At 42.4% G+C, this 17,244-nt stretch carries 10 protein-coding genes and 1 riboswitch; of the genes, 9 read left to right on the top strand and 1 reads right to left on the bottom strand.

Going from position 1 to position 17,244, the window contains the following annotated elements; genetic code table 11:
- Nucleotides 1–131 precede the first annotated feature (131 nt).
- A complete protein-coding gene (locus KQI87_RS16315; protein WP_216461020.1) occupies nucleotides 132–1,613 on the top strand; it encodes an L-fucose/L-arabinose isomerase family protein in 1,482 nt (493 codons plus the stop codon).
- A 273-nt stretch (nucleotides 1,614–1,886) separates the two neighbouring features.
- Nucleotides 1,887–3,344: a xylulokinase gene (gene xylB / locus KQI87_RS16310; protein ID WP_216461019.1), complete on the top strand. Its 1,458-nt coding sequence runs from the start codon at nucleotides 1,887–1,889 to the stop codon at nucleotides 3,342–3,344.
- Between the two features lie 230 nt (nucleotides 3,345–3,574).
- Here the strand turns inward: xylB and KQI87_RS16305 are convergent, their stop codons facing one another.
- Nucleotides 3,575–5,260 carry a formate--tetrahydrofolate ligase gene (locus tag KQI87_RS16305; RefSeq protein WP_216461018.1) on the bottom strand — a complete coding sequence of 562 codons (1,686 nt, stop codon included), beginning with the start codon at nucleotides 5,258–5,260 and terminating at the stop codon, nucleotides 3,575–3,577.
- A gap of 168 nt (nucleotides 5,261–5,428) precedes the next feature.
- A riboswitch (ZMP/ZTP riboswitch) is annotated at nucleotides 5,429–5,514 on the bottom strand.
- 377 nt (nucleotides 5,515–5,891) lie between these two features.
- Between KQI87_RS16305 and KQI87_RS16300 the strand changes: the two genes are divergently transcribed.
- The 7 genes from KQI87_RS16300 (at nucleotide 5,892) to KQI87_RS16275 (ending at nucleotide 17,107) form a co-directional block, all read left to right on the top strand.
- Nucleotides 5,892–6,347: a DUF1700 domain-containing protein gene (locus tag KQI87_RS16300; protein WP_216461017.1), complete on the top strand. Its 456-nt coding sequence runs from the start codon at nucleotides 5,892–5,894 to the stop codon at nucleotides 6,345–6,347.
- Nucleotides 6,348–6,414: 67 nt separating this feature from the next.
- Entirely contained in the window at nucleotides 6,415–6,516 is a 102-nt protein-coding gene (locus KQI87_RS17640) for a DUF6783 domain-containing protein (protein ID WP_442860629.1), read from the top strand.
- 196 nt (nucleotides 6,517–6,712) lie between these two features.
- The gene (locus KQI87_RS16295; RefSeq protein WP_216461016.1) at nucleotides 6,713–11,425 is read left to right on the top strand and encodes an isopeptide-forming domain-containing fimbrial protein; all 4,713 of its coding nucleotides are present in this window, start codon (nucleotides 6,713–6,715) and stop codon (nucleotides 11,423–11,425) included.
- Entirely contained in the window at nucleotides 11,422–12,288 is an 867-nt protein-coding gene (gene srtB, locus KQI87_RS16290) for a class B sortase (protein WP_216461015.1), read from the top strand. The genes KQI87_RS16295 and srtB overlap by 4 nt, the downstream gene beginning before the upstream one ends.
- A gap of 236 nt (nucleotides 12,289–12,524) precedes the next feature.
- Nucleotides 12,525–13,616: a GntR family transcriptional regulator gene (locus KQI87_RS16285; protein ID WP_216461014.1), complete on the top strand. Its 1,092-nt coding sequence runs from the start codon at nucleotides 12,525–12,527 to the stop codon at nucleotides 13,614–13,616.
- Nucleotides 13,617–13,761: 145 nt separating this feature from the next.
- Complete coding sequence (gene araA, locus KQI87_RS16280) at nucleotides 13,762–15,261, top strand: L-arabinose isomerase (protein ID WP_216461013.1); 1,500 nt, start codon at nucleotides 13,762–13,764, stop codon at nucleotides 15,259–15,261.
- 241 nt (nucleotides 15,262–15,502) lie between these two features.
- Entirely contained in the window at nucleotides 15,503–17,107 is a 1,605-nt protein-coding gene (locus KQI87_RS16275) for a xylulokinase (RefSeq protein WP_216461012.1), read from the top strand.
- Nucleotides 17,108–17,244: the final 137 nt, after the last annotated feature.

Raw genomic sequence — 17,244 nt, 5'->3', positions numbered from 1 at the left:
ATGCAGTAAATCCTGAATATTTGAGAATGTGATATCTGCATATGAGGGATATTTTAAGACCGCTGTAAATGAAAGTGAAATGACAAAATAATAAAAATAGAAAAGAATATAAAATATGGAGGAATGATACTATGAACAATATACCAGTAGTAAAACTTGGATTAATCGCAGTAAGCCGTGACTGTTTCCCGATTCAGCTTTCTGAAAAGAGACGTGCAGCGATCAAAGCAGCTTACCAGGGTGAACTTTATGAATGTCCGGTAACTGTTGAGAATGAAAAAGATATGGAAAAGGCTCTTGAGGATGTAAACAAAGCAGAGTGTAATGCACTGGTTGTTTTCCTTGGAAACTTCGGACCGGAAACTCCGGAAACACTTATTGCAGAAAGATTTGACGGACCGTGCATGTATGTAGCTGCAGCAGAAGGCGACGGCGACATGATCAATGGCAGAGGTGATGCTTACTGTGGTATGCTTAACTGCTCATACAACCTGAAAATGCGTCATCTTGAAGCATATATCCCGGAATATCCGGTTGGAACAGCTACAGATATTTCCAAAATGATTGCTGACTTCGTACCGATCGCACGTGCAGTTATCGGTGTTCGTAACCTGAAGATCATTACTTTTGGACCACGTCCTCAGGACTTCTTTGCATGTAATGCACCGATTAAGGGACTTTATGAACTGGGTGTTGAAATTGAAGAGAACTCAGAGCTTGACCTTCTTGTTGCGTTTAAAGAGCATGAAAACGATCCTCGTATCCCGGAAGTATGTGCAGATATGGCAAAAGAGATGGGCGAAGGAAAATATTATGCTGACCTTAATGTTAAAATGGCACAGTTCGAGCTTACTCTTCTTGACTGGGCAGAAGCTCATAAGGGAGCAAGAAAATATGTTGCATTTGCTGATAAATGCTGGCCTGCATTCCCGTCACAGTTTGGATTTGAACCTTGCTATGTAAACAGCCGTCTTGGATCAAGAGGAATTCCGGTAGCTTGTGAGGTTGATATCTACGGAGCACTCAGCGAATATATCGGACTTTGCATTTCCAATGATGCAGTTACATTACTTGATATTAATAACTCTGTTCCACAGTATATCTATGATGAAGATATCAAAGGAAAATATGACTATAAACTTACAGACACATTCATGGGATTCCATTGTGGAAATACTCCGGAGTGCAAGATGTGCGAGTCCAGAGCTGTTAAATATCAGCTGATCCAGCACAGACTTCTTGAGCCTGCAGGATCTGAACCAGACTTCACAAGAGGAACTCTTGAAGGCGATATCGCTGCTTCTGATATCACATTCTATCGTTTACAGTGCAACTCTCAGGGTGAACTGGTATCCTATGCTGCAGAGGGTGAAATCCTGGATGTACCTACAAGATCATTCGGTGGTATCGGTATCTTTGCAATCAAAGAAATGGGAAGATTCTACCGTCATGTTCTGATCGAAGGCAACTATCCGCATCACGGAGCTGTTATGTTCGGACATTATGGAAAACTCTTCTATGAAGTACTTAAATTACTTGGAATCGATGTAAATAAGATCGGTTACAACCAGCCGGCAGGCGTAAGATACCCAACAGAAAATCCTTGGGGCTAATCAGAAATTAACAAAACGGAGTGCAGATATCCACGGGATATAGCTGAATCCGAATAAAGAATAAACAGACTGACACGATTATTCATAAAGCATCCCGGGGTTTTGCCCTGGGATGTATTAGATTAGAAGAATATGAGAAATTAAGTCAGTAAAAATTTACAGAGAATAATCTTTGTACAATAAATATATTTTGGAATTGGTTTGCACAGTAATGAATCAGGCTGCTTACTGAAAATGAAATGTACAGCCGCATAAAGAGAAAAGGAGAGAACTATGTATTATATTGGTATTGACCTTGGTACTTCCGCTGTAAAACTTCTTCTTATGGAAGAATCAGGAAAAATCTGCAACATCGTATCCAGAGAATATCCATTATTTTTCCCTCATCCAGGCTGGTCTGAGCAGAAACCGGAAGACTGGTTTGCACAGAGCATGGAAGGTATGAAAGAACTGACAAAGGATATCGACAGAAGTCAGGTAGCCGGAATTGGTTTCGGTGGACAGATGCATGGTCTTGTTACTCTTGATAAAGATGATAACGTAATCCGTCCTGCAATCCTCTGGAATGACGGACGTACAGGTGAAGAGACAGAATATCTGAATACAGTGATCGGAAAAGAGAAACTTTCTGAGTACACAGCAAATATCGCTTTCGCAGGCTTCACAGCACCAAAGATCCTCTGGATGCAGAAAAATGAACCGGAGAATTTTAAGAAAGTAGTAAAGATCATGTTGCCAAAAGATTATCTGGCATATCGTCTGTCTGGCTCCTTCTGCACAGATGTTTCCGATGCTTCCGGTATGCTTCTTCTTGATGTAAAGAACCGCTGCTGGTCAAAAGAAATGTTGGATATCTGCAAAATTACAGAAGAACAGCTTCCGAAACTGTATGAGAGCTGGGAAGTAGTAGGAACTCTGAAACCGGAGATCGCAAAAGAACTTGGATTCAGTGAAAATGTAAAGGTTGTTGCAGGTGCAGGCGACAATGCAGCAGCTGCTGTAGGAACAGGTACAGTTGGTGACGGACAGTGCAATATTTCTCTTGGAACATCCGGAACTGTATTTATTTCCAGCAAAAATTTCGGCGTAGATGAAAATAACGCACTGCATTCTTTTTGCCATGCAGATGGAAGTTATCATCTGATGGGATGTATGCTCAGCGCAGCTTCCTGTAACAAATGGTGGGCAGAAGAAATCCTTCAGACAAAAGATTTTAACGCAGAGCAGGCTCCAATCCAGAAACTCGGTGAGAACAATGTATTTTTCCTTCCATATCTGATGGGAGAGCGTTCTCCGCACAACAATCCTGATGCAAGAGGTGTATTCTTCGGAATGTCCATGGACAGTACAAGAGCTGACATGACCCAGGCTGTTCTGGAAGGTGTTGCGTTTGGACTTCGTGATTCTCTGGAGGTTGCAAGAAGCCTTGGAATCAAGATCGAAAGAACCAAGATCTGCGGTGGCGGAGCTAAGAGTCCACTGTGGAAAAAGATCATTGCAAATGTTATGAACCTGAAAGTTGACGTTCTGGAAAACGAAGAAGGACCATCCATGGGTGGTGCTATGCTTGCAGCAGTAGGCTGCGGCGCTTACCCGGACGTAGAAACGATAGGTAAGAAATTTGCCAAAGTTGTAGATACAGTAGAACCAGATCCGGAACTGGTAGCTAAATATGAAGAAAGATATCAGAAGTTCAGAACTCTGTATCCGGCCATGAAGTCACTGTTCTAAAATCCGGCGGATTTTGCGTATTACATATAGAAACAAAAAGTGAATTCAGAAATGAAGATAAAATGCTGCTGTAGGTAAAAACTATGGCGGCATTTTTAGTGGCAAGTGCTTTAAAGTCTTTTCAAACACGGATATAAAAACAGGCGGGAAATCTTCCCGCCTGTAAAATCGTCTGGACACATATCATATATAAATATGATTTCTATAATATTATCTGAGTTTCTGTAAAATTAGAACAGACCTGTGATCTTACCTGTCTCGTCTACATCGATTCTCTCAGCAGCCGGAACTTTCGGCAGACCTGGCATAGTCATGATCTCGCCTGTAAGGGCTACGATGAATCCTGCACCAGCGGAGATCTTCAGGTTACGTACTGTAACTTCGAAGTCTGTCGGAGCACCAAGTTTGGTCTGATCGTCTGTTAAGCTGTACTGAGTCTTAGCTACACAGATCGGGCAGTTGCCGAATCCAAGAGTCTCTAACTGTTTTGCCTGTTTCTGAGCGTTTGCTGTCAGGACAACTCTCTTGCCGCCGTATACTTTCTGAACGATCTGGTTCAGTTTGTCTTCGATAGAACCTTCCAGTTCATATGCATAAGTAAAGTCGTTTGGTTCTTCAACGAGACGGAGAACTTCTTCTGCAAGTTTGATTCCGCCTTCGCCGCCTTTTGCCCATACTTCAGAAAGAGCAACATTAACGCCGAGTTCTTTACATTTAGCTTCAACAAAGTCAAGTTCAGCTTTTGTATCTGTTGGGAATGCATTGATAGCAACAACACATGGAAGTTTGTATACGTTCTTGATATTGGAAACGTGTTTCAGCAGGTTCGGGATACCTTTCTCAAGTGCTTCCAGGTTCTCGTTGTTGAGGTCGGCTTTCGCAACACCACCGTTGTATTTCAGAGCACGTACAGTAGCTACGATAACAACTGCGCTTGGTTTTAAGCCTGCCATACGGCATTTGATGTCGAGGAATTTCTCTGCACCGAGGTCAGCACCGAATCCGGCTTCTGTGATGGCGTAGTCTGCAAGTTTCATAGCCATCTTTGTAGCTGTTACGGAGTTACATCCGTGAGCGATGTTTGCGAATGGTCCGCCGTGTACAATTGCCGGAACATGTTCCAGAGTCTGTACAAGGTTTGGTTTCAGGGCATCTTTTAACAGGGCTGTCATAGCGCCTTCTGCGTGGAGGTCACCAGCTGTTACCGGTTTCTGCTCGGAAACTTTACCGTATGTATATCCGATGATGATCTTGGATAATCTTTCTTTCAGGTCTTTGATATCGCTTGCAAGACAGAGAACTGCCATGATCTCAGATGCAACAGTGATGTCGTATCCGTCTTCACGAGGCATACCGTTTGTTCTTCCGCCAAGGCCGTCTACTACGTTACGAAGCTGACGGTCATTCATATCTACACATCTTCTCCATGTGATCTTACGTGGGTCAATGTTTAATGCGTTGCCCTGGAAGATATGGTTGTCGATCATAGCGGCAAGTAAGTTATTAGCTGCACCGATTGCATGGAAGTCACCTGTGAAGTGAAGGTTAATATCTTCCATCGGAACTACCTGTGCATATCCGCCGCCGGCAGCACCACCTTTTACACCGAATACCGGTCCCAGGGATGGCTCACGAAGAGCTACCATAACGCTCTTTCCAAGTCGCTGCATACCATCTGCAAGACCTACAGTAGTAGTAGTTTTACCTTCGCCTGCAGGAGTTGGGTTGATAGCTGTAACAAGGATTAATTTTCCATCCTTTTTATCGCTTTCTTTCAGAAGATTGTAGTCGATTTTGGCTTTATATTTTCCGTACTGCTCCAGATATTTGTCATCAATACCTGCCTTCTCTGCAATCTGAGTGATTGGAAGCATTTCGCACTCCTGTGCAATCTCGATGTCTGATTTGAATCCCATAATGTTTTTCTCCTTTCGTCTCCGCATAACATGAAAAACTTATGTTACTGTTCAATTCACGATCAGTAACAGACTTATTCATTGAAGGAAGTGCCTGCCGGTTTATAGAACATGTCATGAAATAATTACTGTTCTACGAGATAAAAAAGGCCAGTATCTGAATGATTCAAATACTGCCCAGACGGTCGGCTCTTACAAACCTCCGACTCCCCGTGGTTTGTAGTCCACTCTTTCCGCCAGTACTCGAAGGTTCCTTCAATTGATGAATACAATATAGCATTTTGAGAAAAAAATGTCAACAAAATTCCATCAAAACGTCAAAAAAATTAGATAATCTGGACGAAAATTATGTAATTTTAATAATAAAGGACAAGAGATAAGCGCCTTGATGAAAGAGTTTCTCATTTAAAACAAAGTGAAAATGTTAAAAAATAAACAGAATGTAGCTATTATAAAGGGGGAGCATTAGGAAATGAGTTTATAAGGATTTCATAAAAAATTAATGATTATATTAGTTGTCATTCAGAAAAAGTATGGTAGAATATAGAACAATAAAGGTAACTCTTCAGCAATAAGGCTGTGAGAAGTTACCAATAGAGGTAACAAAGATTAATAAACGGAGACTGAGGACATGGATAGAAAAGAATTTTTGGACATCCTTAGAGAACAGCTTGCCGGAAATATGCAGGAAGGCAAGGCAGCGGCACATATAAGATATTATGAAGATTATATACAATCTCAGGTGCGTGGTGGAAGACCGGAGAGTGAGGTTCTTGAAGAACTTGGAGACCCGCGACTGATTGCCAAGACCCTGATCGATACAGATGATGGAAGTACACAGGAGGATTACGGAGAATATTCCTCATATGGAGGATATGACAGCACAGCAGAACAGCCACGGCAGCCGGAGAAGCGCTGGAAGAAGGTATTGGATCTTTCTACCTGGCAGGGCAAGGCAGTTGTTATTATCGGGGCAGTTCTTGCCATTATCCTTATTGTTCTGGTGATCGGAGCAGTTCTTCCTTTCTTTATTATTCTTGTAATTATTCTTTCTTTCCTTTCATGGTTAAAGAAACGGAATCACTAATTTAGCGTTTTAGCGTGAATATTTTTCTGGAATCTGTACAGAACTTTTACCAGAGCATGTTTGAAAAATCATTCCCACAAATTGTGACGCACATCTTGCAGAAAGCCTTTTTCAAACATGTTCTAAGGAGTTCTGTGCAGAACTCTCAATTTTTCCAATATTACTATAGTATATATTTTAACTGAATCAAATAAATTCCTGTTTCAATTGCGAATATCTGTTTGCCTTATTCGATCAAAAGAGAGATATCTTTCATTCTGACATTCTTATAAAAATCCCATCTTTCTTTACTCACTAATCCTGCCAGGTGCAGGGAAAAATCCCACATTCATGTTTATATTTTTTATTTGGAAAGGAGCCAGCAAATGAAACACAATTTAAAATGGAAAGAACGCCTTGGGGCCTTGCTGATGGCATTGCTCTTTATTCTGCAGGCAGTTTTGGGTCTTTTGCCTGTTCATACTACGCAGGCAGCATCCATGTCGATTGAGACCTGGGATGAGGATAAGAAGGTAGATTATGGATACCGCTTTAATATGAAGTTTCAGCCCGGAATTACAACATATGAATCTTTTGGCTGTGACAATCTGGACAGGGAAGCTTTTTCTGATAATGGAAAGAGTGAACGTGATACAGAGTGTGTCCGTGTAGGGGCAGACTATAAAGCTGGAAGTGCGGGCATGCGTTACAATAATGTAGGAAAGGATGGAAATGGAAATATCGTAGATGTCCGTCTGATTCTTATGGGAGTGGAGAATGCGGAACCCCGTTATGATCTGCGTACTGCCGAGTCCATTGTACAGAATAAAGGCGGTGCTACTTTTGCGTGGAAAGATAACGAAGCTTATCCTATGGTGGGATTCTCCAAGAACAGTATTGGCGTATTTATCTATTCTGTAGGTTATGCGAAAGTAAAATTTCAGTTTCTGAAACATGGCACAGAGGAGACGATTCCTATCAGTGGGCACGGAACGATCCGCGATATTGATGCAGGACAGGGAGTCAGAATCCCGTCCGACTGCAATCTGGATAATGTCTATGTGCTGAAAGATAATGATTATCTGACAGTAGAGGGAAATTCTGTAACTTCTCCACTGGGGTCTGTAGAACCGAACGATCCGAAGGGATGGCTGAATCTGTTTTACAATACGGATAATTTTACAGTAGAGTTTGTTCATCAGTTCCGTCTGGATAAATGGGATAAGAGCCGTGAGGACGGAATTGCCAAAGCAGGATCACAGGAGAAATGGGCGGAGAATACCAGAAATAAATATCTGGATCCGTCAGGAAGGAGCTACTGTGAGACTTTTAAAGGACAGAAATACTGCAAGGCATATGCGTATTTTGACTTTACTTCTTACTGTTTCGGTGATGTTGAAATGAAGAAAGCACCGGAGAAGCGTGTAGGAGAGAGCGGATGTACCTGGGATCAGGCGTCGGCAGCAACGAAAGATGCACCATTTATGATCAGACAGGGAAAAGAATTTCAGTATATGATCCGTGCAGAGGTAACGCCAAATAAGCTGAAATCTTTTGTTGTGCAGGATGTACTGGAGGACTGCATTTCTATAGAAGATGCATCTAAAGTTAGTATTACAAATGATATTGGGCAGACAGTGACAGATCTGTTTGACATTGCGGTTGAAGGGCAGAAAGTTACCTGCAGTGCGAAAACAGAGAGTCTTCAGGACGAGAATTTTACAGATAATCAGACTTATACATTTACTCTGAAAGTACAAAGGAAACCGGAATCAGAAATAAATATTTCAAAATACCTTGCACAGGATGGATATACGATTCTTGTGCCGAATCATGCCTCTATGAGTTATGAACGTACAAATGGAAGCGGAGATACCATGGATTCAGAAACTGTATGGGTAAAGAGTGTAATTCCGCCGGAGCTTGAGGTGACGAAGAATACTTCTCAGTATGAGTGGAAAATCGGAGATGTGGTGGATTATGAAGTTTCCGTTACACAGACAAAGAAGGACGTGTGTGCGGTCAATGTTGTGATCACTGATGAGATTCCATCCTGTCTGAAGCTTCTGGATGGACAGTATTCTGTACAGACAAGTGAGGGTGCGGAAGTCTGCACTCTTAACAGAATGGGAGAAAATGGATGGAAGGCAGAGTGTCCGATCCTGAAATATGGAGAGAAGATAACGATTCGATTTAAATGCCAGGCACTTGAGAACTCCAATGGTCAGGAATGGGAGAATATTGTTTCTGCTACTGCAGATAATCTGCTTAATCCGGAAAGTGGAGAACAGGAATCCCGCAAGGATATGGCAGAAGTATGGACAAACAGTCCGCAGCTTGAGATTGATAAAACAGCGGATAAGTATGAATGGCAGACTGGTGAACAGGTAGCATACCGGATTGTGGTAAATAACGTGACTGCGGGAACCATTGCCAGAGATGTAAATATCACGGATATCGGCCTGCCGCAGGGACTGGTACTTGCAGATGGTGCTCAGAGTGTAGAAGTGCTGGGAGTTTCACAGCAGATCAATTATCCGTTACCGGATAAAAAGAGTGGACAGGCATTTGAGACCAGACAGGTAGAATCTCGTCTGGATGCGGGCGGAAATGGTTTTGCTTTTTACTGTTCCTATCTGCCGTACAGCCAGCCTGTGACACTTATTTTTCATTGTATCGTACAGGAAGAAGCAAATGGACATGAAAGCGTGAATGCCGCGTCAGTAAAGGCATCTAACGCAGATGAACAGACAGATGATGCGGAAGTGTACGTTAATTCCGGAGAATTTTGGATTGAGAAAACAGCAGACCATTATGAATGGCAGGTGGGTGAACAGGTTCAGTACAATGTTCTTGTGGAGAATAAAAGAGAAGGTACTATCGCCAGAAATGTAACGATCTGGGATACCCAGATGCCGGCAGGCCTTGCTCTGGTTTCAGCAGAGGATGTATCTGTCAGTGGAATCCCACAGACCATCACGCAGCCTGTGACAGGAACAGAAGATGTTCCGAATCAGCTGAATCCGGAATTTTATAATGAAACATCTGAGAAAACGGTAAATTATGAATTCCTTCAGGAAGGAAGCGGATGGAGACTGAATATTTCAGATCTTCCGGCATATACTCCGGTTATGATTTCTTTCCTCTGTACAGTTACGGAGGAGGCAAATGGAATGGAGAGTATCAATGTTGCCAATGTGCAGGCACAGAATGCACCGGCAGCACAGGATGATGCAGAAGTATATGTGAACACGGCTGTTCTTTCAGTGGAGAAAACTTTCCAGAATCCATATCTGGCAGCCGGTGACGGACGTGCAGAGAATGAGTTCCGTGTTGGAGAACAGGTAAACTATCAGGTTACAGTGAACAATCTTCAGAAAGGGTCTATTGCCAGAAATCTTGTGATCAGTGATCTTTCTCTGCCGGAAGGACTTGCACTGGACGGAGAAGAAGGGGCAGTTACAGTCAACGGGGTACCGGCAGTGATCCAGAATCCTGTGGCGGGAACAGATGATGCGGGAAATCAGCTGGATCCGGATAATTATAATGAAACAGTAGAAAAGCCTGTGAACTGTCAGATCACACGTCAGGGAACCGGCTGGATCGTAACTGTTTCAGATCTTCCGTATCAGACACCTGTAACAGTTAACTTCCACTGTACTGTTCAGGAGAGTGTAAATGGTCTGGAAATTGTAAATACTGCACAGGCACGCGCAGACAATGCACAGCCGGTGAAAGATACCACAAAAATCTGGGTAAACTCGCCTGTTCTTAAGGTAGAAAAGTCTGCAGATAAACCGTCCTATAAATATGGAGATATTATTACATACCGCATTATGCTGACACAGGAGCAGACCGGCTGCGTGGCAAGGAATGTGACAGTCTATGATGTGCTGGATACTCCTGGAGTGCGCCTTCTGAAGGATTCTGTAATTCTTATGGATGAGAAGGGAAATGTAACAGATGCAGATGTACAGGTCAACGATGACAATACATTTCTGTTGTCAACGGGAAAAGCACTTATTAAGGATGCAAGATACAGTATTTGTGACAATGACAGAGGTGGAATTGTTGAGCAGGTTATGTACAATCCTCTGGACTGTCAGGAACAGAAGAGTATGATCGTGGAATATCAGGCAGCAGTTATTGACACTGCGCTGGCAGGTCAGACAATCCATAACACTGCAACTGCAGACAGCAATGAGAACATTCCGGCAACAGGTGAGACAGAAGTACAGGTACATAGTCCGGTATTGGAAATTGTCAAAGAATCTGATAAGAAGGAATATGCTTCCGGAGAGAAAGGATATTATAAACTGACAGTAAGGCAGCTTCGGGAAGATATTTCTGATCAGAATATTGTGATTGAAGATACGATTGAAACAAAAGGAGCTTCTCTGGTAAGAGATAATATTTTTGTGAAGAAGAATGGTGTAGAGATAAAAGATATCAAAATAGAAGCGGCAGATACAGGATTTCTGATTGATACAGGAACTTCTCTGTCTGACATGGATAAGATTGAAGTTTGTTATGAAGTGGTATTTGAAACTGAGAGAGCAGAAAACGAGAAAGTTGTAAATACAGCGAAAGCAAGAGGAGATCTTGCACCGGAAGTATCGACACAGCAGGAGGTATATGTAAAGGCAGAACCAAAGCCGACAGAGACACCGGTGCCAACAGAAACACCGAAGCCGACGGAAACACCGAAACCAACGGAAGCACCAAAACCAACAGAAACACCGAAAGCTACACCAACTCCGTCTACGCCGGGAACTTGTCCGAAATTGACACAGGTGCCGACAAAGACACCTTCTGCATCAAATAATGGAAACAACGGCAATTCCGGAAATGGAAGTGGCAACAGTGCCGGCGGTAATTCAGGAACCAGTGGATCTGGAAATTCGGGAGGATATTCTTCAGGAGGTTCCGGATACGGAAGCTATCAGTCCGGCTATACAGCAGGAAGTTCTAAGACAGGAGATACCAGACCATTTAAGGCAATGGCAGTTCTTGGATTGCTTGGACTTATTCTGCTTGGTGCTGGTGTGATGATTTTCAGAAAGTCCGGTTCCGGTAGAAAAGGTATTATGCGGAAATGAGGAAACTCAGAACTTTTGCCATAAGTATGGTCGTGGCGGCAGTAGGACTTCTTGTGTATTGCGGCAGTTTTTATATAAGAAGTTATGAACAGAATCTCGCTGCAAAAAGGGATTATGAAGAAATTTTCCAGATTGCGGAAATACAGAGCGAAGATGCAGAGCATTCTTTTCAGGAAAGAGAAAGAACAACACAAAAAAGCACGAAAGAAAACAACAGGAATAATTCTGAAAATAGGAAACAGAGCAATAAGAAACATAACAGCCATGCAGATAAGATCAGGGAATCCTTTGGGATTTCCTGGGAAAATCTAAGAAAGATCAATTCCCAGGTGGTTTCCTGGATTACCATTCCGGGAGCTGATATTTCTTATCCTGTAGTGCAGGGGGCGGATGATGAATATTATCTGAAACATAATTTTAAGAAAGAAGAGGATTTGTTTGGATGTATTTTTCTGGAACATAATAATAAGAAAGACCTGACAGACTCCCACAGCATATTATATGGGCATAATATAGAAGGAAACATGATGTTTGCCAATTTAAACCGTTATGAACAGCCAGAATTTCTGAAAAAGTGTCCGCAGATAGAGATTACAACTCCGGAAAGGAAGTTTCTGTACAGGATTTTTTCCGTGGAGCAGGCATCGTCTCAGAGTGCAGCATTTGTATGTGGGTACGAATTATCAAGTCCTGCATACAAGTTACAACTGCAGGAATTGAAAAACAATTCCATGTACGATACAGGGATAGAACCGGATGCATCAAGGCCGATAGTAACTCTGATTACCTGCAATTCCCGTCTGGATAAGGAAATACGTATGGCAGTACATGGAACTTGTTATGAAATGCTGGAAACTGAGTGACGAAAATGCCGGTTTATGGGGGAATAAAGCCAATTATCTATCTGGATTTTAATTAAACCAAGTAAGTTTCCTGCTTCAATTGTGAGGCAGATGATTTTATCCACTTTACTATTCCAAGTTATGATTTGGAAAAAAGTAATGAAAACTTCCCTGATATTTTGTATAATTTATGCATAAAAAACAACTTGTTCGTATGACCGTACAAGTTGTATCCTAAGAACAGGAGGGAAGAAGACATGACAGATAATGGAAAGCCTAAATATTTCTCACTGATGGAACAGCTCAGAAATGATATCGTATCAGGAGCTATCCGACCGGGAGAAAAGCTTCCTTCAGAAAACGAACTTTCACAGAAGTATTCTCTGAGCAGACATACAGTCCGCAAAGCACTGGGAATTCTGGAACAGGACGGATATGTGGAGGCATTTCACGGAAAAGGGACTTACTGTTCTGAGAATATGCGCCATATAAAGAAATCAAAGAACATTGCAGTAGTTACCACATATATTTCCGATTATATTTTTCCAAGACTGATACAGGGAATGGATAATGTTCTTTCGGAAAGTGGTTACAGCATTATTCTGAAGAACACTGCAAACAGCAGACAGAAAGAAGCAAGATGTCTGGAAGAACTTCTGAAAAAAGATATCGATGGTCTGATCATTGAGCCGAGTAAAAGTGAGATGGTCTGTAAGCACAGAAATCTTTACCAGAATCTGGACAAGTTTGAGATACCGTATGTATTCATCCAGGGGATTTATTCTGAAATGAGAGAGAAACCTCATATTCTGATGGATGATGCTCAGGGTGGCTATCTTGTGACGAAGTATCTGCTGGATCTGGGGCACCGCAGGATCAAAGGCTTCTTTAAAGCGGATGATATGCAGGGACTGGAAAGACATAAAGGCTATGTCAGGGCACTGCAGGAGGCGGGGATTTCTTACAATCCGGATGATGTTGTCTGGTTTCACACAGAGGACAGAAAAGTAAAACCTGCGTTGATGGCGAAAGAGATGGTACAGAGTGGACAGCTTCCGGATGGAATCGTCTGCTATAATGACCAGATCGCAGTTCAGGTTATGGAGGAGCTGGAGAAACTGGGAGTCAGGATACCGGAAGACATTTCCATCACAGGTTATGATAATTCTCTGTATGCACAGCGTGGAAACGGGATCACTACAATCGCACATCCACAGGAGAAACTGGGAGAGATGGCAGCAGAACTGATCCTGGAAAAGATCAATGGAGTTCCAGAGGAGGAAAGTAAAGTCGAGAGACTGATCCATCCGGAACTGATCATTCGGGGTTCATGCAGAAAAGCAGATTGAGAAGACAATGAGTCAGAGGATAGTCTGAATCAAGAGTCGTAGCAGGTATAACAGGTAAATGTACAGGTCGGAGCATGGCGGGGTCTGTTTAAGACAGCAGATGTGGGATCTGAAAAATAAATAAAAATTCAGGAGGAATTTTATCATGAAAACAGGAAGAAACTATAAGTTTTGGTTTTGCACAGGTTCACAGGATCTTTACGGAGATGAATGCTTAAGAAAAGTTGCAGAGCATTCCAAAATTATTGTTGAAGAATTAAACAAGAGCGGTGTTCTTCCATTTGAACTTGTATGGAAACCAACCCTGATCACAAACGAACTGATCCGTAAAACATTTAATGAGGCAAATGAAGATGAGGACTGCGCAGGTGTTATTACATGGATGCATACTTTCTCACCGGCAAAATCCTGGATCCTTGGTCTGAAAGAATACAGAAAGCCACTTTGCCATCTGCATACACAGTTTAATGAAGAAATTCCTTATGATACCATTGATATGGATTTCATGAACGAGAACCAGTCTGCACACGGCGGCCGTGAATATGGTCACATTGTTACCAGAATGGGAATCGAGAGAAAAGTTATCGTTGGTCACTGGGCAGATAAAGAAGTTCAGGAAAAACTTGCTTCCTGGATGCGTACAGCAGTTGGTATTATGGAAAGCAGCCACATCCGTGTATGCCGTGTAGCTGATAACATGAGAAACGTAGCTGTTACAGAAGGTGATAAAGTAGAGGCACAGATCAAATTCGGATGGGAAGTTGATGCTTATCCTGTAAATGAGATCGCTGATTATGTAAAAGACGTAGCTAAGGGCGATGTTGATGCATTAGTAGATGAATACTACAGCAAATATGATATCATTCTCGAGGGAAGAGATCCGGAAGAATTCAAACGTCACGTAGCAGTTCAGGCTCAGATTGAAATCGGATTTGAGAAATTCCTGGAAGAAAAGAATTATCAGGCAATCGTTACACACTTCGGTGACCTGGGTGTTCTGCAGCAGCTTCCTGGACTTGCAATCCAGAGACTTATGGAAAAAGGTTATGGATTCGGTGCAGAAGGTGACTGGAAGACAGCAGCAATGGTTCGTCTGATGAAGATTATGACAGCCGGAATGAAAGATGCAAAAGGAACTTCCATGATGGAAGATTATACATATAACTTTGTACCTGGAAAAGAAGGAATCCTTCAGTCTCATATGCTTGAGGTTTGCCCGTCTGTTGCAGATGGCAAGATCGGCATTAAAGTTTGCCCACTTTCCATGGGTGACAGAGAAGATCCTGCAAGACTTGTATTCACAAGCAAGACAGGTCCGGCTATCGCAACATCCCTGATCGACCTTGGCGATCGTTTCCGTCTGATCATCAACGATGTAGAGTGTAAGAAAGTTGAGAAACCGATGCCAAAACTTCCTGTAGGAAGCGCATTCTGGACACCACAGCCAAATCTTAAGACAGGTGCAGAAGCATGGATCCTTGCAGGTGGCGCTCATCATACAGCATTTACTTATGACCTGACAGCAGAGCAGATGGGTGACTGGGCAGCAGCAATGGGCATTGAAGCTGTTTACATTGACAAAGATACAAACATCCGTGACTTCAAGAACGAACTGAGATGGAATGAACTTGCATTCAGAAAATAATAAATTTTGCAATTAATATGGAGGCTGCCATATCAGGCTGGGACTGAAACAATGAATTCATTGAACTGCCTGAAATGGCAGCCCTAAAAATGTAAAAAAAGTACGTTAAAACAGTCAAAAATTTCTATGGTAAAACCATAAAAGAAATGCGATAATACTTATTAGGGTATATCGCATAAACGATTACGGTTTATCAGATAATCCGTAATAAAAATGACAGTGAAACAGGGAGGTACATAAAATGGGAGCAGCAGAAGCAAAAGCAGCAATTCTTGCGAACAAAACAGCACTTGGTATTGAATTTGGTTCTACCAGAATCAAAGCAGTACTCGTAGATGACAAAAATCAGCCGATCGCTTCCGGCGCACATGAGTGGGAGAACCGCTATGAGAACGGTGTCTGGACATACAGTCTGGAAGATATCTGGACAGGTATCCAGGACTGCTATCAGGATATGGCGAAAGATGTAAAAGCAAAATATGACGTAGAACTGGAATCCGTAGGTGCATTCGGTGTCAGTGCCATGATGCATGGATATATGCCATTCAACAAAGAGGGAGAACTTCTTGTACCATTCCGTACATGGAGAAATAATATTACAGGCGAAGCAAGCGAGAAACTGATGGAACTGTTTAACTACAATATTCCTCAGAGATGGAGTATTGCTCATCTGTATCAGGCGATCCTTAACGGAGAAGAACATGTAAAAGATATTGATTATATTGCAACTCTGGAAGCTTATGTTCACTGGAAACTGACTGGTAAGAGAGTTCTGGGAATCGGTGATGCAGCAGGTATGTTCCCGATTGACACCACGAAAGCAGATTACAACCAGGAAATGGTTGATAAATTTGATGAACTGGTAGCTCCTTACGGATTTTCATGGAAACTCCGTGACATTATGCCGAAAGCACTTGTTGCAGGTGAAGATGCTGGTGTCCTTACAGAAGAAGGTGCGAAACTTCTCGATGTAACAGGCAAACTGAAAGCCGGAATTCCAATGTGTCCTCCGGAAGGTGATGCTGGAACCGGTATGGTTGCAACAAACAGTGTTGCAGTTCGTACAGGTAATGTTTCCGCAGGTACATCTGTATTTGCGATGATCGTTCTGGAAAAAGAACTTTCCAGACCATATAAAGAAATCGACATGGTTACGACTCCATCCGGACATCTGGTAGCTATGGCTCATTCCAATAACTGTACTTCTGACCTGAATGCATGGGTAAATGTATTTAAGGAATTTGCAGAAGCTATGGGTATGGAAGTAGATATGAACAAACTCTTCGGAACCCTTTATAACAAAGCTCTGGAAGGTGATCCGGATTGCGGCGGGCTTCTGTCTTACTGCTACTTCTCAGGCGAGCATATGACAGGATTCGAAGAAGGCCGTCCGTTATTCGTTCGTTCCCCAGAGAGCAAATTCAACCTTGCAAACTTTATGAGAACCAATCTGTATACATGCCTTGGCGCTATGAGAGTAGGTCTGAATCTTCTGTTTGAGAAAGAGAATGTAAAAGTAGACCGCCTCCTCGGACACGGCGGATTATTTAAGACAAAAGGTGTTGGACAGCAGATCCTTGCAGATGCTGTAAATGCACCGGTATCCGTAATGGCCACTGCAGGTGAAGGCGGTGCATGGGGAATCGCACTTCTGGCTTCTTATCTTGTAAATAAAGAAGAAGGTGAAACTCTGGAAGCATTCCTTGACAAGAAAGTATTTGCAGATCAGGAAAGCAGCACACTGGATCCGAAGCCGGAAGGTGTAGCAGGATTCAATGCATTTATGGATAGCTATATGAAGGGTCTTTCTATCGAAAGGGCAGCAGTAGAATCTAAAATCTGGTAATATGGAAGAGTTTTCTGGCTCTTTGATCTGGTGAAAATATGTGGACAAAAAGTTCGCCACATTTTTTGCCACATATTGAAGAACCATGATAAACACTGTAGAATATCCCTATCAAGTCATACGAGGAGAGTAACAGC

The organism is Blautia sp. MSJ-9, from assembly GCF_018919065.1.
Classification (GTDB): Bacteria; Bacillota; Clostridia; order Lachnospirales; family Lachnospiraceae; genus Blautia_A.
This window is presented reverse-complemented; position numbering and strand designations above follow the sequence as displayed.

Excerpts from the sequence above, each read along its gene's own strand:
- KQI87_RS16315 (WP_216461020.1), top strand. The coding sequence starts at position 132 with ATGAACAATATACCAGTAGTAAAACTTGGATTAATCGCAGTAAGCCGT.
- xylB (WP_216461019.1), top strand. The coding sequence starts at position 1,887 with ATGTATTATATTGGTATTGACCTTGGTACTTCCGCTGTAAAACTTCTT.
- KQI87_RS16305 (WP_216461018.1), bottom strand. The coding sequence starts at position 5,260 with ATGGGATTCAAATCAGACATCGAGATTGCACAGGAGTGCGAAATGCTT.
- KQI87_RS16300 (WP_216461017.1), top strand. The coding sequence starts at position 5,892 with ATGGATAGAAAAGAATTTTTGGACATCCTTAGAGAACAGCTTGCCGGA.
- KQI87_RS16295 (WP_216461016.1), top strand. The coding sequence starts at position 6,713 with ATGAAACACAATTTAAAATGGAAAGAACGCCTTGGGGCCTTGCTGATG.
- srtB (WP_216461015.1), top strand. The coding sequence starts at position 11,422 with ATGAGGAAACTCAGAACTTTTGCCATAAGTATGGTCGTGGCGGCAGTA.
- KQI87_RS16285 (WP_216461014.1), top strand. The coding sequence starts at position 12,525 with ATGACAGATAATGGAAAGCCTAAATATTTCTCACTGATGGAACAGCTC.
- araA (WP_216461013.1), top strand. The coding sequence starts at position 13,762 with ATGAAAACAGGAAGAAACTATAAGTTTTGGTTTTGCACAGGTTCACAG.
- KQI87_RS16275 (WP_216461012.1), top strand. The coding sequence starts at position 15,503 with ATGGGAGCAGCAGAAGCAAAAGCAGCAATTCTTGCGAACAAAACAGCA.